The organism is Sphaerisporangium rufum (assembly GCF_016863395.1).
Lineage (GTDB): Bacteria > Actinomycetota > Actinomycetes > Streptosporangiales > Streptosporangiaceae > Sphaerisporangium > Sphaerisporangium rufum.
Genome location: NZ_BOOU01000031.1, coordinates 21,319 through 43,744, shown reverse-complemented (window position 1 = coordinate 43,744; position 22,426 = coordinate 21,319). Strand labels below are relative to the sequence as shown.

General features: G+C 72.5%; 19 protein-coding genes and 1 tRNA gene. 11 read left to right on the top strand and 9 right to left on the bottom strand.

Annotated elements, in window-relative coordinates; genetic code table 11:
• Nucleotides 1–980: 980 nt before the first annotated feature.
• A tRNA-Pro gene (locus tag Sru01_RS10025) sits at nt 981–1,057 on the bottom strand.
• 157 nt (nt 1,058–1,214) lie between these two features.
• Here Sru01_RS10025 and Sru01_RS10020 point away from each other — a divergent pair.
• From Sru01_RS10020 to Sru01_RS10005, 4 genes are all read left to right on the top strand, one after another.
• On the top strand, nt 1,215–1,652 hold the full coding sequence (locus Sru01_RS10020; protein ID WP_203983718.1) for a hypothetical protein: 438 nt from the start codon (nt 1,215–1,217) through the stop codon (nt 1,650–1,652).
• Between the two features lie 137 nt (nt 1,653–1,789).
• Nucleotides 1,790–2,539 carry a hypothetical protein gene (locus Sru01_RS10015; RefSeq protein ID WP_239137221.1) on the top strand — a complete coding sequence of 250 codons (750 nt, stop codon included), beginning with the start codon at nt 1,790–1,792 and terminating at the stop codon, nt 2,537–2,539.
• A 6-nt stretch (nt 2,540–2,545) separates the two neighbouring features.
• A complete protein-coding gene (locus tag Sru01_RS10010) occupies nt 2,546–3,607 on the top strand; it encodes a chromosomal replication initiator protein DnaA (RefSeq protein WP_203983716.1) in 1,062 nt (353 codons plus the stop codon).
• A 3-nt stretch (nt 3,608–3,610) separates the two neighbouring features.
• On the top strand, nt 3,611–3,796 hold the full coding sequence (locus Sru01_RS10005) for a hypothetical protein (protein WP_203983714.1): 186 nt from the start codon (nt 3,611–3,613) through the stop codon (nt 3,794–3,796).
• A 197-nt stretch (nt 3,797–3,993) separates the two neighbouring features.
• On the opposite strand, the gene Sru01_RS10000 is transcribed toward Sru01_RS10005, so the two are convergent.
• Both Sru01_RS10000 and Sru01_RS09995 read right to left on the bottom strand, forming a co-directional pair.
• Nucleotides 3,994–4,443: an ATP-binding protein gene (locus Sru01_RS10000; RefSeq protein ID WP_239137219.1), complete on the bottom strand. Its 450-nt coding sequence runs from the start codon at nt 4,441–4,443 to the stop codon at nt 3,994–3,996.
• A gap of 158 nt (nt 4,444–4,601) precedes the next feature.
• The gene (locus Sru01_RS09995; protein WP_203983712.1) at nt 4,602–5,381 is read right to left on the bottom strand and encodes a SigB/SigF/SigG family RNA polymerase sigma factor; all 780 of its coding nucleotides are present in this window, start codon (nt 5,379–5,381) and stop codon (nt 4,602–4,604) included.
• Nucleotides 5,382–5,605: 224 nt separating this feature from the next.
• Between Sru01_RS09995 and Sru01_RS09990 the strand changes: the two genes are divergently transcribed.
• A complete protein-coding gene (locus tag Sru01_RS09990; protein ID WP_239137217.1) occupies nt 5,606–5,974 on the top strand; it encodes an STAS domain-containing protein in 369 nt (122 codons plus the stop codon).
• A gap of 206 nt (nt 5,975–6,180) precedes the next feature.
• Here the strand turns inward: Sru01_RS09990 and Sru01_RS09985 are convergent, their stop codons facing one another.
• A complete protein-coding gene (locus Sru01_RS09985) occupies nt 6,181–6,894 on the bottom strand; it encodes an ANTAR domain-containing response regulator (RefSeq protein WP_239137215.1) in 714 nt (237 codons plus the stop codon).
• A gap of 140 nt (nt 6,895–7,034) precedes the next feature.
• Between Sru01_RS09985 and Sru01_RS09980 the strand changes: the two genes are divergently transcribed.
• From Sru01_RS09980 to Sru01_RS09970, 3 genes are all read left to right on the top strand, one after another.
• Nucleotides 7,035–8,930, top strand: coding sequence for a SpoIIE family protein phosphatase (locus Sru01_RS09980; protein ID WP_203983708.1), 1,896 nt, complete (start codon nt 7,035–7,037; stop codon nt 8,928–8,930).
• Between the two features lie 156 nt (nt 8,931–9,086).
• On the top strand, nt 9,087–10,265 hold the full coding sequence (locus Sru01_RS09975; RefSeq protein WP_203983706.1) for a glycosyltransferase: 1,179 nt from the start codon (nt 9,087–9,089) through the stop codon (nt 10,263–10,265).
• A 148-nt stretch (nt 10,266–10,413) separates the two neighbouring features.
• On the top strand, nt 10,414–11,505 hold the full coding sequence (locus Sru01_RS09970; RefSeq protein ID WP_203983704.1) for a glycoside hydrolase family 16 protein: 1,092 nt from the start codon (nt 10,414–10,416) through the stop codon (nt 11,503–11,505).
• Nucleotides 11,506–11,546: 41 nt separating this feature from the next.
• On the opposite strand, the gene Sru01_RS09965 is transcribed toward Sru01_RS09970, so the two are convergent.
• Nucleotides 11,547–12,635 (bottom strand): PucR family transcriptional regulator, encoded by a 1,089-nt coding sequence (locus Sru01_RS09965; RefSeq protein WP_203983702.1) that lies wholly within the window; start codon nt 12,633–12,635, stop codon nt 11,547–11,549.
• Between the two features lie 76 nt (nt 12,636–12,711).
• Between Sru01_RS09965 and Sru01_RS09960 the strand changes: the two genes are divergently transcribed.
• Together Sru01_RS09960 and pruA are read left to right on the top strand one after the other, a co-directional pair.
• The gene (locus Sru01_RS09960) at nt 12,712–13,629 is read left to right on the top strand and encodes a proline dehydrogenase family protein (RefSeq protein WP_203983700.1); all 918 of its coding nucleotides are present in this window, start codon (nt 12,712–12,714) and stop codon (nt 13,627–13,629) included.
• Nucleotides 13,630–13,637: 8 nt separating this feature from the next.
• Nucleotides 13,638–15,263, top strand: coding sequence for an L-glutamate gamma-semialdehyde dehydrogenase (gene pruA, locus Sru01_RS09955; RefSeq protein WP_203983698.1), 1,626 nt, complete (start codon nt 13,638–13,640; stop codon nt 15,261–15,263).
• 46 nt (nt 15,264–15,309) lie between these two features.
• Here the strand turns inward: pruA and Sru01_RS09950 are convergent, their stop codons facing one another.
• The 4 genes from Sru01_RS09950 to Sru01_RS09935 are packed head-to-tail and all read right to left on the bottom strand — an operon-like array spanning nt 15,310 to nt 19,494.
• Entirely contained in the window at nt 15,310–16,185 is an 876-nt protein-coding gene (locus tag Sru01_RS09950) for a carbohydrate ABC transporter permease (protein WP_203983696.1), read from the bottom strand.
• Between the two features lie 9 nt (nt 16,186–16,194).
• The gene (locus Sru01_RS09945) at nt 16,195–17,139 is read right to left on the bottom strand and encodes a carbohydrate ABC transporter permease (protein WP_239137213.1); all 945 of its coding nucleotides are present in this window, start codon (nt 17,137–17,139) and stop codon (nt 16,195–16,197) included.
• Between the two features lie 40 nt (nt 17,140–17,179).
• Nucleotides 17,180–18,511 (bottom strand): ABC transporter substrate-binding protein, encoded by a 1,332-nt coding sequence (locus Sru01_RS09940; protein WP_203983695.1) that lies wholly within the window; start codon nt 18,509–18,511, stop codon nt 17,180–17,182.
• Between the two features lie 38 nt (nt 18,512–18,549).
• Entirely contained in the window at nt 18,550–19,494 is a 945-nt protein-coding gene (locus tag Sru01_RS09935; protein ID WP_203983694.1) for a nucleoside hydrolase, read from the bottom strand.
• Between the two features lie 310 nt (nt 19,495–19,804).
• Here Sru01_RS09935 and Sru01_RS09930 point away from each other — a divergent pair, with 310 nt between their 5' ends.
• A complete protein-coding gene (locus Sru01_RS09930) occupies nt 19,805–22,381 on the top strand; it encodes a family 78 glycoside hydrolase catalytic domain (protein WP_203983693.1) in 2,577 nt (858 codons plus the stop codon).
• The last annotated feature ends 45 nt before the right edge of the window (nt 22,382–22,426 follow it).

Sequence of the window (22,426 nt, the reverse complement as noted above, 5' to 3'; positions counted from 1 at the left end):
CCTCCGCTTCCGCCAGTAGTGCCACGTGTTCCCGGTTGATTCCACCGGAACGCGGCGATTCCGAGGGCCGGACCAGGTCGAGCGGAATCCAGACCGGTTCCTCGGACGGCGGGCCTTGCTCACGAACCTCTTCGGGTTCGACATCGGGCAACAGAGCGACGATCATTTCTTCCCCAGAAGAGATGGCTCGATCGTTGGACGATGCAACCGGCCTGTGCTGAATCTAGGCGCAGCTGAGTGGCCGACCACGACGGTTCGGCCACCCAAAAAAAATCCCTCACCCGAAAGCCAGGTAAAGGACCATACGAAATTCTGGCGCAACGGCGATCACTGCCGATCCCTCGCGCGACGTGCCCGAACTCCCCCCAATCCGATCATTTGGTCAAGGAACCGAGGTAACGCTTCCAGCGGCGTTCGTTACTCTCCGCCCCTCAGACTGCCGTTACCTTAAAAGGGTGCACGGGTGGCTGTCAACCGGGCCGACATCCGACAGAAGGAGTATCACGGACGAAAAGCGCTTCGGGGATGAAATACCTGAAGCGGGTGATCTCCCCCCCATCAGGACGTGCTCGACCAGGTCTTCCGCACCTAGTTTCTTCACATAACGGGCAAGTTACTCAGCAGTTCAGGTGCGAGCCGGTCGCGACCCGAATTTAACCGCATTAATGGACGTGCCGTTTCCTCGCTCTCGACGGCTGCCGGATCCAGGGGGTTCGCTCCCGATGGATTCGGGGCCGGCCAGAGGCCGCCCGGCCGCGTCCCGGGGGCGAGGACCCGCTGCTGGACATCGCCGGCCTCGGGGGACACAGCGCCACCAGTGGTAACCAAGGCCGGGCGCCGGAAGGAGGATCCTGCCCATATCCGGGGGCAGCGTCCAGGCGAAGGCCCGGGCCTCCCGCGCTCGGTCACCCGGCTGGTCACGCAGAAAAGAGAAAGGGTGTCACGTGATCTCGTGACACCCTTGCCAACCAGGTGTTGCCTGGTCGGGACGACAGGATTTGAACCTGCGACCCCTTGACCCCCAGTCAAGTGCGCTACCAAGCTGCGCTACGTCCCGGTGCCCACCTCAGGCGGGCAGGAACAACCTTAGCGCAGATCCAGAGCTCCTGCGTACGGGAAAGCGGCGGGACGGCCGCACGGCCGGGTGGTGCCCATGGGAGGAAGGCCTGATCATGGGACGGTAGGAATCACGGCGTGAGTCAGGGGAGCGGCGGATGGGGCGTAGGGCCAAGGTGGACCGGGCGGAACTGGCGCGGCTGGCCGCGGCCGGGTGGTCCAACGCGGAGCTCGCCGCCCACTTCGGGGTGACCGAGTCGGGCGTGCTGCAGGCCAAGCGGAACGCCGGGCTGGCCAAGCCCATGATGGACCACCGCCGGGCGCTGCCCTGGAAGGTGGACCGCGCGCACACCCAGTCGGGGCCGGCGACCAACCTGCGGAACCTGTCGGCCATGGCACAGGGCGGCGCGGTACCGCCGGCCAAGGCCAACACGGCGGTGCGGTGGGCGCGCCGGCTGGTGGACGGCGGCCTGGACATTGACTACGACCCGGCGGCCGGATTCGTCGAGCGGCCGGTCGCCGGCGCCTCGCACATCGCGGCGGTGCTGGCCGGCGCGCTGGCCGAGCCGGGCGAGGAGCCCTCCGAGATCGGCTGAGGCGGGGCGGAGCCCTTATGCATCGGCCACGAAGAACTTGCCCATATCTTGACGATCGCCCATGGCTTCCGCCGGTTTTGCAGGCCTTTCCTCGGGCAGTCGGGGAGTCACAAAGACACACATAACCGGAGGCAGACATGACCATCACCTGGGTGGCCGTCGTTGTAGCCGCGGTGGTGGCGATCCTGGTCGTCGGCTATCTGCTGACCCGGCAGCAGCGCCGGCGGCGGCTGCAGGAGCGCTTCGGCCCGGAGTACGACCGCACGATCAGCGAGCGGGAGAACCGCCGCGAGGCGGAGCAGGAGCTGATCGAGCGCGAGCAGCGCCACGCCAAGCTGGACATCAGGCCGCTGGCTCCGGAGAGCCGCACGGCCTACGCCAAGAAGTGGACCGAGGTGCAGGAGCGGTTCGTCGACGCCCCGGGGTTCGCGGTGACCGAGGCCGATCACCTGGTGACCGCCGTCATGGCCGATCGCGGTTACCCGACCGAGGGGTTCGAGCAGCAGGTCTCCGACCTGTCGGTCGCGCACGGGCCGACGATGGACCACTACCGCAGCGCGCACGAGATCAGCAGCCGCGCCGCCCGCCAGGAGGCATCCACCGAAGAGCTGCGGCAGGCCATGGTGCACTACCGGGCGCTGTTCGAGGAGCTGCTGGAGGAGAGCGTCACGCCGGGCCGCGCGCCGGCCGGTGACCACCGGGACCTCGACGGCCCGCCCGACCTGGACGCCGGCGACCGGCACGACCTGGACCGGCGGAACGCCACCGACCGGGACGGACTGGACGAGCGGGACCGCCACCAGGACGGGGTGGCCGGCCACGAACCGGCGGCCCGCGAGGCGCGCACCGACGAGACCGCCGCGCACCGCCACACCCAGGGAGGCTGACCCCAGATGGAACCGTACCGCCGAGACATCGACGAAGACGCCGACGGCCGGCACGGGACGGACCGTCCCGCCGAATCTCATGCCGACGTGCTGGACGGGCCGGCGGGTCCGGCCCACGGGCCCGGAGTCCGCCCGGACGGCGTCGCCGGCCCTGGCACGCCGGGCCAGAATGATCATCTGGACCGTCGGTCCGGTGCCTCCGGTGACCGGCTGGTCGCCTCCGGTCCGGCGAGCCGGGCCGACGACGGCCGGCCCGAGGAGGCCACGTCGGACTTCGGCCGGCACGGCTCCCCGGACGCGGCCCCCTATCCCGACGACGCCGACCAGCCGACCCGCCCCGAAGGCGCCGCCGTGACGGACGATGCGCCCGGTGCGCACCGTTCTGACGGCACTGGCGGCCTGGCCGACCCGGACCACACCGGTGAAACCGGTGACACCGATGACACCGATGACACCGATGACACGGCCAGGCACCCGCGAGGAGCCGGCGACGAACCCGCGGGCGCGCACGAGCCCGGCCGGACGGACGCCGGCCGCCTCCCGGCCGGATACGACGGCACGGCCCCGTCGGTGACCGATCTCGATCACCACGATCTGGACCGGGATCACACCGACCGGCACGACACGGACGTGCCCGGCGCGGACCGGTACGACTCCGACCGGGACGTCGCGGGCCGGGACGGGACCGGCCTGACGGACGCCGGAGCCGGCGGCGTCGCGGCGGCCCCGGTGCCCGGCGCCACCGCCGCGGCACCGGACGCGGCGGGCGGGGCGGCGGATGACCGGGCCCGCGAGCTGCAGCAGCGGTGGCGCGAGGTGCAGGCCGGCTTCGTCGACGATCCGCGGGACGCCGTACAGCAGGCGGACCGGCTGGTCGAGGAGGCCGTCGCGGCGCTGACCGCCCGCCGGCAGGCGCTCGCCGACCGCTGGAACAAGGCCGACGACAACGACACCGAGCAGCTCCGGCTGGCATTGCGCGACTATCGCTCGATGCTGCAGGAGCTGGCGGGTCTTACCTACTCCCCCGCCGGGCAGGTCCCCTCCCCGGCCCGACACCAAACGAGGTAGCGAATGCTCGCCATTGTCGCGGCGATCGTTTTCGGGATCGCCTTCCTGTTCAGCCTGATCGGTACCAGCATCGGGATCTCCACCACCGCGCTGATCGCGCTGGGGCTGTGCCTGCTGGCACTGCACCAGGCCGGTATCGGCACCTCCAGTGTCGGTAGCGGCCACTGGCGCGGCCGCAACCGCCGCTGACCGGCGCCCGCCCGCGGACCGCGGGCGGGCAGGCGAACGTGAGAGGGGCGCCGTCCGACGGGACGGCGCCCCTCTCACGTTCGATCACGGTCACGGGCGGGGTGTTCGGTCCGGAGCGCGGCGCCAGGGGCGTCCGGGATGGCGGATCATGACGCGCCGACGCGCCGGTAGGCGGCCGACCGGCCGCTCCGGGCGTTTCAAGGGACGCGGAAGCGCATCACCACGTCGGTCCCGCCGGGACCGGTGCGGAGCCGGAGATCGCGGGCCAGCCTGCGGGCGACCCACAGGCCCATGCCGCTGGTGGAGTAGTCGTGCGGGGCGATCATGCCGGGGGTGTCGTCGAAGGTCCAGTGGCCGTCGTCATGCACGTCGATCACCAGATCGTCGCGCTCGCACCAGATGCGCAGCCGGGCCTTGGCGGTCCCGTGGGTGACGGCGTTGGTGGCCACCTCGTTCACCGCGACGAGGAAATCGCCGATGCACTCCTCGGCCATGCCGGCCCGCCGGGCGTGGAGGGCGGCGAAGTCCCGCAGGTCGGGGAGGTCACCGACGCAGAAGCTCATCTCCCGGACGACCGCGCCGGACGGGGACGGCCACTGGCCGTCCCCGTCCGCCCGGAAGCGGGGAGGGAGCTCGTCCTCGTTCACCCGATAACCGCCTCCAGAAGCGATCAGCTGCGAAGGGCACCGTCCGTCCCGGACGCCGTTCACCGACGAAGATACCCCGAAGCTCCGATGCGCCAGGGAAGTGCTCCCCTCACGCGCCTTATGCTCCGCGATTCAGTGCCCCAGGATATGAGCTTTAATCACGCGGCGATGAGCTGGGAGCGGAGCTGGTCGAGCACCTTGCGCAGGATACGGGAGACGTGCATCTGCGAGATGCCGAACTCGGCGGCGATCTCGGCCTGGGTCATGTTCCCGTAGAAGCGCAGGAGCAGGATGTTGCGCTCGCGCTCGGGCAGCCGGTCGATCAGCGGCTTGACCGCCTCGCGGTCGACCAGGGTGCCCAGCTCGTCGTCCTCGTCGGGGATGACGTCGCCGAGCGCGGCGGCGTCGTCGTCGGCGCCCATCGGCGCGTCCAGCGACAGGGTGCTGTAGGCGGCGGAGGCGTCCATGGTGAGGAGCATGTCCTCCTCGGAGATGCCCATCTTGGCGGCCAGCTCGGCGACGGTGGGGAACCGGCCGAGCTCCTGGGTGAAGTCGGCGACCAGGCGGTTCAGCTCCGACCGGCGCTCCTGGTAGAGGCGCGGCACCCGAACCGCCCAGGTGCGGTCCCGGAAGTGGCGCTTCACTTCGCCGGTCATGGTCACCATGGCATAGCCTCTGAAGCTGTGCCCCAGCTCCGCGTCGAACCCGTTGATCGCCTTCATCAGGCCCACGTAGGCGGCCTGCAGCAGGTCCTCCATGGGCTCGCCGCGGTGGCGGTAGCGGCGGGCGATCTCCCGGGCCATCGGGAGGTGCATCTCGACGATCATCTCGCGGAGCCGCTCGCGACGGGTCTCGCCGGTGCCGGGCTCGGCGAGCTCGCGCAGGAGGTCCTCGGCGACGACGTCGGTCTGGGGGGTGATGCGGTCCTCGGCAGCCATTGCTGCTCCCTCGTATGTCTTGCGAGCGAGGCGGACCGCCGGAGCCCATGCAGAGCAGACGTCGCCTCGCGTACTACTGTCGAGACGAGGCCCTCTGCTGGACCTCGGCTCCAGTATTCCCCAGAAATCAAGAGTATTGCTACCCCCCAGGCAACAGTAAGGTTGCGATTGAACCCCCTCAGGGGTTGGCGCCATGCGCCAGGGAAGCGGCGAGGAGGCGCGTGGTGACTGTTCCGGATAGGGCCGACTCGGCCCTGACCTTGACGTCGGCGGTGACCGACGGAGTGCCCGTCGTGCGCGTCAGCGGCATCCTGGACGCGACCACCCGCGACCAGTTCACCGACCGGCTGGCCGACGTCGCCGACGAGCACGGCCCGGATCTGGTGCTCGACCTGGCCGGCGTCACCTTCATGGACTCGCGGGCCCTCGGCCTGATCGTGCACCACTGGCAGCGCACGATGGCCGAACAGGGCCACTTCGCGCTGGTGGGGGTGAACTACTCCAACTCCAAGGTCATGTGGGTCACCGGGCTGGCGCAGCGCCTGCCGCTGTACGACACGCTGGACGAGGCGCTGGCGGCCTTCGCGTCCTGAGCACCGGCACAGGCGGACATCGGGGCCCGGGCGGCGCCGGAGTTCCAGGTCCAGGCCGCCAACCACCCGGGCGGGCCGGGGTGGCGAGATCTTCGCCGGCCCGCCGGCGGCGAGCTCGGAACCGACTGTCGGTGCGGGACGCTAGAGTCCTGTCGGCATGATGATCCGCATCCGAACCTCCCCCGCCGGCCGGCCGGGCGCGCGCCTCAGGACGGCGCGGCCCCGCCGTGCTTGCTCTGGTGCTCGCTGACCAGCAGCCGGGCCAGATCCGCCACCTTCACCTGGTGGTGCTGGGACAGCCGGCGCAACTCGTCGAAGGCGGCCTCGGCCGAGCAGCCGCTGGCGTGCATGATGATGCCCTTGGCCTGGTCGATGACGGCCCGGCCGGCCAGTGCCTCCTGCAGCTGGGCCGCGTCGGTGAGCACGTCGTCGTAGTCGGAGATGTTGGCCAGGGCCACGGTGAGCTGCTCGGTGAGCAGCGCGGCCAGCGGCTCGGCCGAGCCGCCGGCCAGCGCCCCGGCCCGGACCGCGTACAGCCCGAGCACCAGGGTGGCGCCGTCGACGGTGATCGGCAGCACCAGGGCGGACCGCACGCCGTGCCGGACGGCCTCGGCGGCGTACCGGGGCCAGCGGCCGTCGAGCAGCACGTCACCGACCAGCACGTTGCGCCGGGTGGCGACCGCCTCGGCCGACGGGCCCTCCCCGAGGGCCTGTTCCCGGTCGACCAGGGTGATCAGGTCGCTGTGCGAGGCGGCGACCATGAGTCGCTCCTCGCGGCGCAGCTCCGCCGTGCCGCCGGCGCAGCCGGGCACGCCGACCGCGACCGCGGTGGTGATGCCGCGCAGCACGCTCTCCATCGAGGTGCCCTCGTGCACGCGGCCGAGTGCCGCGAGGTCCCGTGCGAGGGTGGGGCCGAACATCCGCATCGTCTCCATACAACCGTCTCGCTGCCCGTAGATCCCAGGTTAATTCCAAGGCGGAGGTACTCATCGCTGGGTCGCCCGGCGGTGACGTACCGTCTAGCGAGGAGGCGACGCTCCCACCCGACGAAGGACGCCACGTGACCGACCCGACCGACGTTCCCGCACTCGAGCAGGCCCTGGACGGGCTGACCGCGCGCATCGCGTCGCTGCGCGACGCGCGCGCCGCCTACCCGTCCGACCCGGGGCCCACGCTGGACGCGGCCCTGGTGGAGCTGGACACCGCGCGTGATCTGCTGCGCTCGGCGGTCGGCGAGCTGGGCGGCTCGCGCCGCCGGTCCGGCGGGCGGGACGGCGGCGCCAACCGGGAGCTGAAGCTGCTGCGCGCGATCTACCGGACGATGCCGGTGCCGGTGGTGATCCTGGACACCGGCGGCACGGTGCGCCGGGTGAACGCCGAGGCCGCCCGGCTGCTCGGCAGCCCGGACGGCTACCTGACCGGCCGCGCCTTCCCGCTGCTGGTGGACGTCTCGCGGCGGGCCGCGTTCCGCTCGCACCTGACGGCGGTGCTGCACAACGGGGAGACGGCCGCGTTCCCGACCCGGCTGGCCCATCAGGGCCGGGCGCACAACGTCCAGCTGGTGCTGACCCCGCTGCGGATGCCCGGCGAGCCGCAGGAGATGATCGCGGCGGTGGCGCTGCCGGTGGAGGCGCGCCTGCCGGAGGCCGAGCGCGAGCCCGAGTCGCAGGAGGTACCGGACGAGTCGCTGGTCATGGCGACCGCGCGCCGCCAGGACCTCATGTCGCGGCTGACCCGGCTGCTGCTGGACGAGGAGAGCTTGAGCGAGCCGGTCGCGCTGATCCGGGCGGGCCGGCTGCTGGCGTCCGCCACCGCCGACTGGGTGTTCGCCGACGTGGTGCGCCCCGGCGGGCCGCAGCGGTCCCTGGTGATCGGCCCGGCCAATCAGCCGGTGAGCCGGCTGGTGCGCACGCTGGAGCGGATGGATCCCGCCGCGGCCCCGCTGTTCTCCCACGTGCTCGGGCGCGGCGCCGGCGTGGTGCACGAGATGGTGGAGGACGAGTCGCTGCTCGGCGTGCTGCCGGACGGCTCGCCGGTGCTGCGGGCGGTGCAGGCCGGCTCGCTGCTCAGCGTGCCGATCGGGGCGGGCGAGGAGACCCAGGGGGTCATCACGCTGCTGCGGCTGCGCGAGCGGCCGCCGTTCGGCCTGGCCGACCTGGCGTTCATGGAGGACGCCGCCGGCGGCATCGGGCTGGCGCTGCGGGCCCAGCGGGTCTTTCAGAGCCGGGCGCAGGCGGCCGACACGCTGCAGACCGGGGTGCTGCCGCGCACGCTGCCGGACGTGCCGGGCTACGACTCGGCGGCGGCGTACCACACCGGGGCCGGCCCGCGGGCGATCGGTGGTGAGTTCTACGACGTCTTCCGGGCCAAGGACGGCTGGGGGTTCGCGGTCGGCGGGGTCGTCGGCCAGGGCGAGGAGGCCGCGTCGGTCACCGCGATGGTGCGCGGCGGGCTGCGGACGCTGAGCGTGTGGGAGTCCGACCCGGGCACGGTGGTGGCCCGGCTCAACGACGCGCTGGTCGTCCAGGACACCGGCATGTTCGTCCTGGTGACGGTGGGGTTCCTCACCCCCGGGCGGCGTGGCGGCCGGGTGCGGCTGGCCTCGGCGGGCAACCACCCGCCCGCGGTGATCCGGGCGGACGGCGGCGTCCGCTTCACCTCCGGCGGCGGCATGCCCCTGGGCATCGAGCCGGGGGCGGAGGTGCCGGTGGAGGAGGTCATCGTGGGCGTGGGCGAGACCCTGGTGCTGTACTCCGACGGGCTGGCCGGCTCGCGGGGCCGCTCGGGACAGGCGGAGCTGGCGTACGGCGAGAGCCGGCTCACCGAGGTGCTCGCGCGCTGCGCCGGGCAGCCGGCCGCCTCGGTGGTCAAGGCGGTGGAGGACGATCATCACGCGTTCTGCGGCGACGAGCTGCTGGACGAGGCCACGATCCTGGCGCTCCGCCGCACTCGCTGAGAGATGAGTCCGGTTTCCCGAGATTTTTTGCGGGGAGGGGTTTGCGTTTTCCGCCCGGCCGGTACAAACTGAGTGTCAGATCTCGTGCCTAAGACGCAGGCACACCCAGATACGTCTGTGGGCCCTTTACGCGGCCCGACTCCCCTGAGGTGTGCTGTGAACATCGCCGTCGTCTCCGTGCACGATCTTCCCTCTGACCTCCCCGCCATCGTTCGTGAACTGGGCTCTGCCCACCGGGTGACGGTCTACACGCGGATGGACGCCGCCGACCGCAAGCCGCGCGCCAAGATGTGCCCCGGCGCCACGATCGAGTACGTCCCGGCCGGCCCGGCCGAGGCGTTGCCCGAGACGGCGCTGATGCCGCACCTGGCCGCGTTCACCGAGGAGCTGCGCCTGCGCTGGGCCAAGAACCGCCCCGATGTCGTGCACGCCTACTCCTGGGCGAGCGGCCTGGTCGCGGTGGCCGCCGCCGAGGGGCTCGGCGTGCCGATCGTGCAGAGCTTCCAGACCCTGGGTTCCACCCGGATCCGGCCGGGCGGCGAGCGCCACACCGCCCGTACCCGCCTGGAGCGGGCGATCGGCCGCCGGGCCGACGCGGTGATCGCCAGCTGCGGGCAGGAGGGTGCCGAGCTGATCCGGCTGGGCGTGCCGCGCAAGAGCATCGCCGTCATCCCGCACGGCGTGGACGTCGAGCGCTTCCGCCGCCAGGGCCCGGCGAACTCCCGCGGCAGCCGTCCCCGGCTGCTGCACGTCGGCCACATCACCCCGGGCGGCGGCGCGCACGAGGCGATCCGCGCGCTGGAGGGCATCCCCGGCGCCGAGCTGCTGATCGCCGGCGGGCCGGTCGCCGGCGCCCCCGGTGCCGAGCAGCACCTGGAGGACCTGCGGCTGCTGGCCAAGGAGGTCGGCGTCGAGGACCGGGTCACCCTGCTCGGGCACGTCCCGCACAACAACATCCCCAAGCTGATGCGCAGCGCCGACATCGTGCTGTCGCTCCCCTCGGCCGTCCCCAACGGCAAGGTCGCCCTGGAGGCCATGGCCTGCGGGGTGCCGGTCATCGCCTCGGCGACCGGCGCCCACCTGGACTCGGTCGTGGAGGGCGTGACCGGCCTGCTGGTCCGCCCGGCCGACATCGCGACGCTCGCCCGCCGGATCCGCGGCCTGCTCGGCGACCTGACCCGGCGGACCGCGCTCGGCTTCGCCGGCGCCGACCGCGCCGGGTCCCGCTACTCGATGGAGCGCGTCGGCCGCGAGCTGGTCCGGGTGTACGAGACCGTGACCGGCCGCGGGCAGCCGATCGACGTCGAGGAGACCGAGGAGGCCGAGGCCGCCTGAGCCTCCCCCACCGGGCCGGGCCCGCACCGCGCAGGCGGTGCGGGCCCGCGCTTTTCCGGCGCCGGATGTCCGCAACCGGCCGGGCCGGGCCCGGTGCCGGCTCGTTATAACCCGGTGATCAGCCCGGGTCGCTTGCTTTCATGGGCGCATGCCGATTCGTGAGGCGTACCTGATCGCGGTCGCGGCGGTGCTCGGCCTCTGTCCCGGCCCGGGTGACCGGGGCGGGCCTCCCCCGTCCGGCGCCGCCCGCCCGCCGGCCGCCGCCTTCGCCGCCGGCCCCGACGAGCCCCCGCCACCGCCCGGCCACCGCACGCCCTCGCCCGGCCCGCGGGGCCGGCCCGACGCCCCGCCGCCGCCCCCCGCCGCCGCCCCCCGCGTCCGGGACGGCTCGGGTGCCCCCGGCGGTCCCGGCGGCGCGGTGGCACCGGGCGGGCCGGCCGCGGTGTCGCCGCCCCGGCACGCCTGGCCGGAGATGCCGCCCCCGCCGCCCGGTGCGGGCCCGCCGGCGGCTCGGTCCGGCCCGCCGCGGCCGCCCGGCGGCCGTCTCCGGCCGGCGAGCCCCGCCCCCGCGTCCCCGGGGCCGGCCGCCGGCATCCGGGCGCCGGCCGATCCTCGCTGGGGCGCCCCGGTGCTGACCGAGACCTTCGACCGGCTGGATCCGCGCAGGTGGGAGGTGTACCACTCCCCGCAGGCCCGGGTGAACCCGCGCACCGCCGCGGCCACCTCGGTGCGCGGCGGCGCGCTGCGGATGACCGGCGGCATCTACGGCGGCAAGGACCTGTCCGGCGGGGTGGCGAGCACCCTGTCGCAGACCTACGGCCGCTGGGAGGTCCGCTTCCGCGGCGAGCCCGGCCGGGGGTACTCACTGGTGGCGCTGCTGTGGTCCAGCGACGACCGCGAGTACGCCGAGGTCGACTTCGCCGAGGTGATCGACCCGTCCCGGCGCGCGGCCGGCATCTACGTGCACCGGGATGACGCGCCGCAGGCGCAGAGCCAGGTGGCGACCGATTTCACCCGCTGGCACACCGCCGCGGTGGACTGGCTGCCCGGCCGGCTGACGTTCTGGCTGGACGGCCGGCGTACCTGGGAGTACACCGGGCCGAACGTCCCGCGCGGACCGATGCACCTGACCCTGCAGAACGACGTGGTGTGCGACCGGTGGGCGCCGTGCCGGGACGCCACCACCCCGCCGACGGTGTCGATGTACGTCGACGAGGTGCGGATCTACCGGGCGCCCTGACCGAGCGGGGCGCCGGCCCGGCCGGGCGGTACGTGGCGGATCTACCGGGCGCGCCGGGCCGGCGGGGCGGCCAGCAGTTCGGCCGCCTTCAGGCCGAGGTGCAGCACCAGCCGGTCCTCGCCGTCGGCCAGGTCCAGGCCGGTGACCCGCCCGGCCTTGGCCAGCCGGTAGTAGAGGGTCTGCCGGTGCACGCCGAGCAGGTCGGCGGTCTCGCCGGCCCGGCCGCCGTGGTCGAGGTAGGCGGCCACCGTGCGGGCCAGCTCGTCGGGCAGCGCCGCCGCCTCGGCCGCCACGCCGGCCAGCTCGGCGGCGGGCAGCCGGGCCAGCAGCCGGTGCACGCCGAGGTCGGCCCAGGCGGCGACCGGGGCGTGCCGGGGCACCCGCTGGGCCACCCGCAGCGCCAGCCGGGCCTCCCGCCAGCTCAGCCAGGCCTCCCCCGGGTCGTCACGGGGCCCGCCGACGCCGGCGGCGGTTCCGTACATCGCGCGGACCCGCTCGGCCATGGCGCGCGCCTGCCCGGCGGGGGCGAGCACCGCGGTCACCGGGTCGCCGGCGTCGGCGAGCACCCCGCGCGGCAGGGTCCACAGCGGCGCGGACCGGCCGGCGGCGGACTGCACGGCGATCGCGGCGACCGGCCCGTCCACCTCCACGCCCGCCGCGGCGCGCGCCTCAGGGTCGGCCGACAGCAGCTCGCGCAGCCGCCCGCCGAGATCGCGGCGGGCGCGCGCCTCGCGGGCCAGCGCGGCGGCGGCCCGCTCGACCAGCGGCGCCGCCTCGGCCAGCCGCCGGTCGCCGAGCGCGCCGGAGTCGAGCAGCCACAGGTAGCCGTAGGTGATCTCGCGGTGCCGCAGCGGCACGCAGACCCGGGCGAGCACGCCGAGGCGCCGGTCGGCCGGGATGCGCACCGGGCCGGCGGCGGCGGCGATGCCGTAGCCCTCGAAGTAGGCGCGCACCTCGTCGGAGGCGCGGCGGCGCAGGATCGACTCGCGGCGCACCGCGTCGATGTCGCCGCGCTGCGCCGCGTAGGCGAGCAGCTGGAGGCCGCGGTCCTCCAGGGTGGCCGGGGCGTCCAGCACGCGGGCGATCTCGTCGACGATGTCCTGCAGCTCCACCCGTCCATTGTCATACATCTGTATGAGCCGGGTAGTCGTCGGGCGTGGCGGATGTCCATGGAGGCCACTGAACTGCGGATTTATGGTGGTGAGCATGCTGGGTTCCCTACTTCTGGCGGTGTCGCGCAGCCCGCTGGCCCGCCGGGCCGTCGCCGGCTTCCCCCCGACCCGGAGCGTGGTCGACCGGTTCGTCGCCGGCGAGGAGACCGGTGACGCGGTCACCGCGGTCCGGCGCCTCACCGACGCGCGGCTGTCGGTCACCTTGGATCATCTGGGCGAGGAGACCGGGGACGCGGTGGCGGCGGCCGGCACCGTCAAGGCGTACGCGGCCATGCTGGACGCGCTGCGCCCGCTCGGCCTCGGCGGCCGGGCCGAGGTCTCGGTGAAGCTGTCGGCGGTCGGGCAGCGGCTGGACGAGGCCATGGCCTTGGACCACGCCCGGCAGATCTGCGCCGCCGCGCGCGACGCCGGCACCACCGTCACCCTGGACATGGAGGACCACACCACGGTCGACTCCACCCTGTCGGTGCTGCGGGAGCTGCGCGCCGACTTCCCCGCGACCGGCGTCGCGGTGCAGGCGTACCTGTTCCGCAGCGAGGGCGACCTGCGCGACCTGGCGGGCCCCGGCTCGCGGGTCCGGCTGGTCAAGGGCGCCTACGCCGAACCGGCCTCGGTCGCGCACCAGAAGAAGCGGCAGGTGGACCAGGCGTACGTCCGGTGCCTGCGCATCCTGATGGCGGGCGAGGGCTACCCGATGGTGGCCACGCACGACGACCGGATGATCTCCATCGCCGAGGTGCTGGCCGCCCGGGCCGGCCGGGGCCGCGACGCCTTCGAATACCAGATGCTGTACGGCGTCCGCACCGAGCGGCAGGAGTCGCTGGCCCGGGCCGGCTCCACCGTCCGCGTCTACGTCCCCTACGGCGACGACTGGTACGGCTACTTCATGCGCCGGCTCGCCGAGCGCCCGGCCAACGTCGCGTTCTTCCTGCGTTCTCTCCGTACCAAGTGAGGCCTTCCATGGATGCCGTCAGCAACGTCCCGGTCCCGGCCAACGAGCCGGTGCGCGGATACGCCCCGGGCAGCGCCGAGCGCGCCGCGCTGGAGGCCCGGATCAAGGAGCTCGCCGGCTCGGCGATCGACCTGACGATGACGGTCGGCGGCGAGCGGCGGATGGCCGCCGGCGCGCCGATCGACGTCGTGCAGCCGCACGACCACGCCCGGGTGCTCGGCCGCACCGCCGAGGCCTCGGCCGGGGACGTGCGGGCCGCGGTGGACGCCGCGCTGGCCGCCGCGCCGGCCTGGCGGGCGCTGCCGTTCGACGAGCGTGCCGCGATCTTCCTGCGGGCCGCCGACCTGCTGGCCGGGCCGTACCGGGCCACGCTGAACGCCGCCACCGTGCTCGGCCAGTCGAAGTCGGCCCAGCAGGCCGAGATCGACGCCGCCTGCGAGCTGATCGACTTCCTGCGGTTCAACGTGTCCTTCGCCCGCCGGCTGCTGGCCGAGCAGCCGATCTCCTCGGCGGGCGTGTGGAACCGGATGGAGTACCGGCCCCTGGAGGGGTTCGTGCTGGCGATCACGCCGTTCAACTTCACGGCCATCGCCGGGAACCTGCCGACCTCGGCGGCGCTGATGGGCAACGTCGTGGTCTGGAAGCCCTCGCCCACCCAGCAGTTCGCCGCGCACTTCACCATGCGGCTGCTGGAGGAGGCCGGGCTGCCGCCCGGGGTGATCAACATGGTGACCGGCAACGGCGCGGCCGTCTCTGAGGTGGCGCTCGCCCACCCTGAGCTGGCCGGCATCCACTTCACCGGTTCCACCGCCACCTTCCAGCACCTGTGGGGGACGGTCGGGCGCAACATCGGCGGCTACCGCGGCTACCCGCGGCTGGTCGGCGAGACCGGCGGCAAGGACTTCGTGCTCGCCCACCCCTCCGCCGACCCCGCGGTGCTGACCACCGCGCTGATCCGCGGCGCGTTCGAGTACCAGGGGCAGAAGTGCTCGGCGGCCTCCCGCGCCTACGTCCCGCGCTCGGTCTGGACGGCCGTCCGGGACGACCTGGTGGCGACGGCCGAGTCGCTGACCGTGGGTGACGTGGGCGCCGACCTGTCGACGTTCATGGGCGCGGTGATCGACGCCCGGGCGTTCGCCAAGAACCGGGAGGCCATCGAGCGGGCCCGGGCCACCGACTCCATCCGGGTGCTCACCGGCTCGTTCGACGACTCCACCGGCTACTTCGTCAGGCCGACCATCCTGGAGGGCAGCGACCCGGCCGACGACGCCTTCGTCACCGAGTACTTCGGGCCCATCCTGGCGGTGCACGTCTACGACGACGGCGACTACGACCGGGTGCTGGACCAGATGGAGGGCGCCTCCCGGTACGCCCTCACCGGCGCGGTGATCGCCCAGGACCGGTACGCGATCAACGCGGCCGCCGAGCGGCTGCGCTTCGCGGCGGGCAATTTCTACGTCAACGACAAGCCGACCGGCGCGGTGGTCGGCCAGCAGCCGTTCGGCGGTGCCCGCGCGTCGGGCACCAATGACAAGGCGGGCTCGCTGTTCAACCTGATCCGCTGGGTCAGCCCGCGGGCCATCAAGGAGACCTTCGTCCCGCCCACCGACCACCGCTACCCCCACATGGGCTGACGGCCCGCCGATCGGCCCCGGGACGCGTACCCGTCCCGGGGCCGGCCTATTTCAGGCCGGTGGTGGCGATGCCCTTGACCAGGTATTTCTGGCCGGCGATGAAAAAGCCGATGACCGGCGCCAGCGACAGGAAGGACATGGCGAACATCTCACCCCAGTGCGCCTGTCCTTCGGAGTCGATGAACTGGCGCAGCGCCAGCGGCACCGTGTACAGCTCGTCGTCGGTGAGGTAGAGCAGCGGGCCGAAGAACTCGTTCCACACCGAGATGAAGGTGAAGATCGCCGTGGTGGCGAACGCCGGCAGGCACAGCGGCATGATTACTTTCCAGAAGGTGCGGAACGGCCCGCACCCGTCGATCCGGGCGGCGTCGTCGAGTTCCTGCGGCAGGGCGCGCATGAACTGCACCATCAGGAAGATGTAGAACGCGTTGGTGGCCAGGAAGTGCGGCACCAGCAGGGGGTAGTAGGTGTTGAGCCAGCCCAGCTTGGCGAACACGATGTACTGCGGCACCAGCAGCACGTGGCCGGGCAGCATCATGGTGCCCAGCATGAGGGTGAAGAACAGCTTGCGGCCGGTGAAGCGCAGCCGGGCGAAGCCGTAGGCGGCCAGCGAGCAGGACACCAGGTTGCCGACGATGCCGAGCACGACGATGATCAGCGAGTTGACCAGATAGACGCTGAACGGCTGCCCCAGCGCGTTCCACCCGTCGGAGTAGTTGCCGAGGTCCCACTCGGCCGGCCAGAGCGACAGGTCCTTGAAGATCAGCAGCGCGGGTTTGACCGAGCTGGAGACCAGCCAGGCCAGCGGGTAGAGCATGACCGCGCCGGTAAGGCACAGCAGTACGTGCTTGGTGAAGCGCGTGCGGCGGGTACCGCCGATCCGCTCGATGAAGTTGTCCTGCTCGTAGGGGGGAGCCGGCATGGTGCGACCTCAGTTGTCGTAGTGGACCCAGTACTTGGCGGCCAGGAAGTTGAGCGCGGTGAACGCCGCGATGATGACCAGCAGCATCCACGCCATGGCCGAGGCGTAACCCATGTCGAACTGGGAGAACCCCTTCTGGTAGAGGTACAGGTTGTAGAACAGCGTGGAGTTGGCCGGGCCGCCGGTGCCGTTGCTCATCACGAAGCCCTGGGTGAAGGTCTGGAACGACGAGATCAGCGACTGGATGAGGTTGAAGAAGATGATGGGGCTCAGCAGCGGCAGGGTGATCGAGCGGAACCGCCGCCACCGCGACGCCCCGTCGATGGCGGCGGCCTCGTAGTACATGACCGGGATCTGCCGCAGCCCGGCCAGGAAGATCACCATCGGCGAGCCGAACGTCCAGATGTGCAGCACGATCAGCGTGGTGAGGGCGTGGTCCGGATCGGCCGTCCAGGCCGGCCCCTCGATGCCGAACCAGCCGAGCAGCCCGTTGACGATGCCGTCCAGCCCGAAGATGTACTTCCACAGCAGCACGATCGCGACGCTGCCGCCGAGCAGGGACGGCAGGTAGAACACCGCCCGGTAGACCGGCAGGCCGCGCACTCCGCGGCTGAGCAGCATGGCGACGCCCAGCGCCGCGGCCAGCGACAGCGGCACCGACACGAACGTGTAGATGAAGGTGACCTTCAGCGCCTGGTGCAGCAGCGGATCGCCGAGCATCTCCCGGAAGTTGGCGAGCCCGGTCCACCTGGGCGGGGTGAGCAGGTTGTAGTCGGTGAACGCCAGGTACAGCGAGGCGAAGAACGGGATGACGGTGAACAGCATGCCGACGAACCACGGCAGCAGGAACAGGTAGCCGGCCCGGTCCTGCCGTCTCTTCGCGGGCGGGGCCGGCGGCGGGGTCTGCGCCGCCGGGCCGGCGACCAGCGCCGGCCCGGCCGTGGTGCCTGTCATGACGCCGGCCGTCGTCCGTCCCGGGCCGGGGGCGCCGCGGTCATTCGCCCAGCGCCTTGCGGCCGTCGGCGATGATCGCCTGAGCGGCCTGCGCGGGGGTCCGCCGCTTGTACTCGACCTCGGCCGCGACGGTCTTCAGGTTGGCCACGATCTTGGTGGAGCCGGGCGGGTGCAGGTAGGACGGCGGCAGCTTCTCCTTCTGCAGGTCGATCAGGAAGTCGGTGGCGACCTGGTCGTCGCGCTCCAGCCTCGGCTTGATCGCGTCGGCCACCTGGGAGTTGGACGGCACGCCGCGGGTGGTGCCGGTCGTCTTGGCGCCCTCGGTGTCGTTGATGAGGAAGTTCAGCAGCTTGAGCGCCTCGTTCGGGTGCTTGGAGGCCGCGGCGATCGACCACAGGTGCGGGCAGCCGATGGACTGCCCCCGCCGCTCGCCCTGGGTCTCGCCGGGCATCCGCAGCATCACCAGGTTCCCGCCGCACGCCTTGTTGTTGACCAGGAAGGTGTTGGTCGGGATGATCGTGGCGGCGATCAGGCCCTTGGCCTGGTACGACTGCTCGGGTGAGGTGCCGACGTCTTCGATGAACCCGGCCGGCGGGAACCCGCCGTCCGCGCGCATCCTCTGGATCATCTCGAACCAGGCGGTGATGCTCCCCTCGGTGACGCCGAGGGCCCCCTGCGCGGTGTAGAAGTCCTCGCCCCGCTGCCGGATGAAGACGTCCAGGTACCCCACGTTGAAGGTCTCGAAGTTGACGCCGTAGACCTTCTTGCCGCTGGCCTTGGTGACCGCCCGGCCGAACGCGGCGAGATCCTCCCAGCTCCAGGTGTCGCCGTCGGGGATCTTCACACCGTACTTGTCGGTCACCGCCTTGTTGACGACGAAGGCGACGGAGTTCAACCCGGCCGGAATGCCGTAGGACTTGCCGTCGACGGCGGCCAGCGACCTGGCGCCCTCGCTGAGCGCGCTCACGTCCACCGCGTCCTTGTGCTGCGTCAGATCCAGCAACGCGCCACGGTCGGCGTACTCGCGCAGGCTGTCGGTCCGCATCGCCATCAGGTCCGGCGGGTCGCCGGCGGCGAAGCGGGTGGCCAGCTTGTCCTTGTAGGGGCCGCTGTCCTGGAACTCGGTCTTCACCGTGACGCCGGGATTCTGCTTCTGGAAGATCGCCAGAGCCGCCTGCGTCTTCTTCGCCCGCTCGACGTCGCCCCACCAGACCATGGTGAGCTGGACGCCGTCTCCGCCGCCGCCTCCCCCGCCGCCGAATCCGCGGCCGCAGCCGGCCGGCCCGAGGCCGAGCGCGGACAGGCCGGCCATCCTCATCAGATCCCGGCGGCTCGGTGCCGCGCGGCCCGCCCGGGCGGGGTGATCGGTCATCGTGGTGTCCTTTCGGATCCGCAAAGGCAGACCGCGGCTCACGGCCGTTCGGTGTCCTCGGCCGGGCCGGGCATGCTGCGGGCGAACTGCCGCAGCTTGGCGAAGAAGTCCTCGAGCATGAAGCGGGAGTCGATGGTCTCGTACACCCGGATCGGCCGGTATCGGGCCGTGGCGTCGTAGCCGCCGTCGTAGTTGAAGCCCATCGCCGGTCGTTCGACGTACCGGCCGGCCTGCGGGTTGATGATGACCGCGACGGCGGGCGAGTCGCCGAGCGCGCGGTACTCCATCGGGACGTTGGTGAACCGCTCGTTCCAGTCGACCAGCTGGTCGACCAGGTACCGTCCCAGCGGGCCGCACGGCGCGACCTTCTCGTCGAGTTCGGCGTAGCCGACGGCCGTCATCACGTAGGTCGGCCTGGGCACCTGCCAGACGGTCAGCGAGGAGCGGAACACGACGTTGGCGGCGACGATGTCATTGGACAGGTTGAACTCCGGCCGGGCCGGCGCGACCGACTCCGGCTTGGCGGGCAGGTCGGGGTCGTCGTAACCGGCGCCGCCGATCCACACCACGACGACGTCCCGCTCGGCGATCCGGGGTTCCATCAGCAGCGCGCTGGCCATGTCGGTGAGCGGGCCGAAGAAGGCCACGTACAGCGGTCCTTCGGCGTCATCCCGCATCGCCTCTTCGATGATCAGCTCGGCGCCGGGCGACGGGACGGGGATGTACAGGGTCGGCATCGGGAACGGCGCGCCGTTCTCGACCCGTACCCGGCCCTGCATGTCGAGGTACTTAAGCAGCAGGTCCACCTCGGCCCGGCTGTCCTGCATGCTCTGCAGGCTCCGGCCCGGCCGCTGCCCGAAGTGCGCCGGTATGATGCCCCGGACGTCCAGGCTGGGCGACAGCAGGGCGTGCACGATGGCGTACTGGTCGTCCGCCTCGTTCTTGGCGTCGGTGTTGACGATGACGCGGCGGCGACGGCTCAAGGTCCTCATCACACGTGTGTCCCTCGGGCGCGGACGGGCGGCCGGCCCGGATGTTCCGGGAGCTGCGCGAGGCGGCGCATCGAACCTCCTGTGAATGAATATGCGCTGACTTATGGGTATTCACGGAAGGTAATCAGCGGGCGGGACACTGTCAAGAACGATTTAATGCCGGCCCCCCGCGGCCGGCGGACTGCTTGACAGCGCACGCCGATGGCCCAAAGCTGGCTATGTACCGTCATTTGTGACTAGTTATGCGCCCTTACCGTCGGCCGGCCCCCTTCGAGCCGCCCGCCCGAAGGAGGGACCACACGTGCGGCACAGCCGACAGGCCATCGTGGTGGACCGGGTCCGCGCCGAGCACCACGACCACGCCCTCGGGATCGGCGAGGCACGCCCCCGCCTGTCCTGGCGGATCGCCACCGACCTGCCGCACTGGCGGCAGGACTCCTACCAGATCGAGGTCGCCGATCCGGCCACCGCGGTGACCATGACGACCGGCCGGGTCCGCTCCGCCGAGAGCGTGCTGGTGCCATGGCCGGCCGAGCCGCTGGCGTCCCGCGCGCGCCGGTTGGTACGCGTCCGCGTCTGGGGCGCGGACGACGGCGTGCCCACCCCCTGGAGTGCCCCGCTGCAGCTGGAGGCGGGCCTGCTCGCCGCCGGTGACTGGTCGGCCGCGTTCATCACGCCGGAGCGGCCGGCGGACTCCGCGCCGCTGCTGCGGCACGAGTTCGCGATCGATCGCCGGGTCGTCTCGGCGAGGCTGTACGCCAGCGCGCTCGGCCTGTACGAGCTGGAGCTCAACGGCAGGCGGGTGGCCGATCACACGTTCACGCCCGGCTGGACCAGCTACCCCCACCGGCTGCGCTACCAGACCTTCGACGTCACCCGCACGCTGCGGCGGGGACGCAACGCGCTCGGCGGATGGCTGGCCGACGGCTGGTACCGCGGCCGGCTCGGGTTCGGCGGCGGCACCCGGAACATCTACGGCGACACCATCGCGCTGCTCGCGCAGCTGGAGATCGTCCACGACGGCGGCGGCACCACCCGGGTGGTCACCGGCACCGGCTGGCGGGCCGCCCCCGGACCGGTCCGGTCGGCGGAGATCTACGACGGGGAGCACCACGACGCGCGGCTGGAACCGGCCGGCTGGTCGGAGCCCGGCTTCGACGACGCGGCCTGGCGGCCGGTGCGCACGGTCCCCCGCGACCTGGCCACGCTGGTGGCCCCGACCGGCCCGCCCGTGCGCTGCACCCAGGAGCTGTCCCCGGTCGCCGACCTCCTCGCACCCTCCGGCCGGACCATCGTCGACTTCGGGCAGAACCTCGCCGGCCGGCTGCGCGTCACCGTCACCGGCCCCGCCGGTTCGCGCGTCCGGCTGCGGCATGCCGAGGTCCTGCAGGACGGCGAGTTGTGCGTCCACCCGCTGCGCACCGCCAAGGCCACCGACGAGTACGTGCTGGGGGACGGCGGCGAGCAGGTGTGGGAGCCCCGGTTCACCTACCACGGCTTCCGGTACGCCGAGATCGACGGAGACGCGGACGTCACCGGGATGGCCGCGCGGGTGTACCACACCGACATGCGGCGCATCGGCGCGTTCCACTGCTCCGACCCGCTCGTCGAGCGCCTGCACGAGAACGTGGTGTGGAGCATGCGCGGCAATTTCGTCGACGTGCCGACCGACTGCCCGCAACGGGACGAGCGGCTGGGATGGACCGGTGACCTGCAGATCTTCCTGCCGGCCGCCGCCTACCTGTACGACTGCGCCGGCATGCTGCGCTCCTGGCTGCGCGACCTTTCGGCCGAGCAGTTCCCGGACGGGACGGTGCCGTTGTTCACCCCGCTGGTGCCGGTGCGCGGGTGGAGCACGCCCCGGCCGGCCGCGGCGTGGGGGGACGCCGCCGTGCTGGTGCCGTGGGAGCTGTACCGGCGGTTCGGCGACGCGGGCGTGCTGCGCGATCAGTACGCCGGTGCCAGGGCGTGGGTCGACCGGGTCGCCGCACTGGCCGGCGAGGACCACCTGTGGACGAGCGACGGCCAGCTCGGCGACTGGCTGGACCCGTCGGCGCCGCCGGACGATCCGGCCGCCGCCAAGGCCGACCCGCACCTGGTCGCCACCGCCTACCACGCGCGCTCGGCGGCGGTCCTGGCGCGGATCGCCGCCGTGCTCGGGCGGCACGAGGACCACGCGCGCTACGACGCCCTGGCCCGCGCCGTCGCCGCGGCGTTCCGGCGACGCTGGATGCGGCCGTCCGGCCTGCTGTCCGACGACGCCCAGACCTCCTACGCGCTGGCGCTGCGCTTCGGCCTGATCTCCGGTGACGAGCGGCGCGACCGGGCCGGGCGCAGGCTCGCCGAGTTGGTCGGCGAGAACGGCCATCGCATCGCCACCGGGTTCGTCGGCACCCCGGTGATCTGTGACGCGCTCACCGATACCGGCCACCTGGACACCGCTTACGCGCTGCTGACCCAGCGGCGCTGCCCGTCGTGGCTGTACCCGGTCACCGCCGGCGCCACCACCATTTGGGAACGCTGGGACGGGGTGCTGCCCGGCGGGAGGGTCAACACCAGCAAGACGACCTCGTTCAACCACTACGCCCTCGGCGCGGTCGCCGACTGGCTGCACCGGACGGTCGCCGGCCTGGCGCCCGCCGAGCCGGGGTACCGGCGCCTGCTGGTGCGTCCCCGCCCCGGCGGCGGCCTCACGCACGCCGCCACGTCGCACGAGACCCCCTACGGCCGCGCCGCGGTCTCCTGGCGCCGCGACGGCGTCACCATGACGGTCGAGGTGGAGGTGCCACCGGGCACCACCGCCACCGTCGAGTTGCCGGAGTCGCCGCGCGTCAGCGTCGGCTCCGGACACCACCGCTGGAGGCTGCCGCACCGGTGAGCCCCGGCGGCGCCGTCAGCCGGAGGCCCGGCCGGCCGGGCGTTC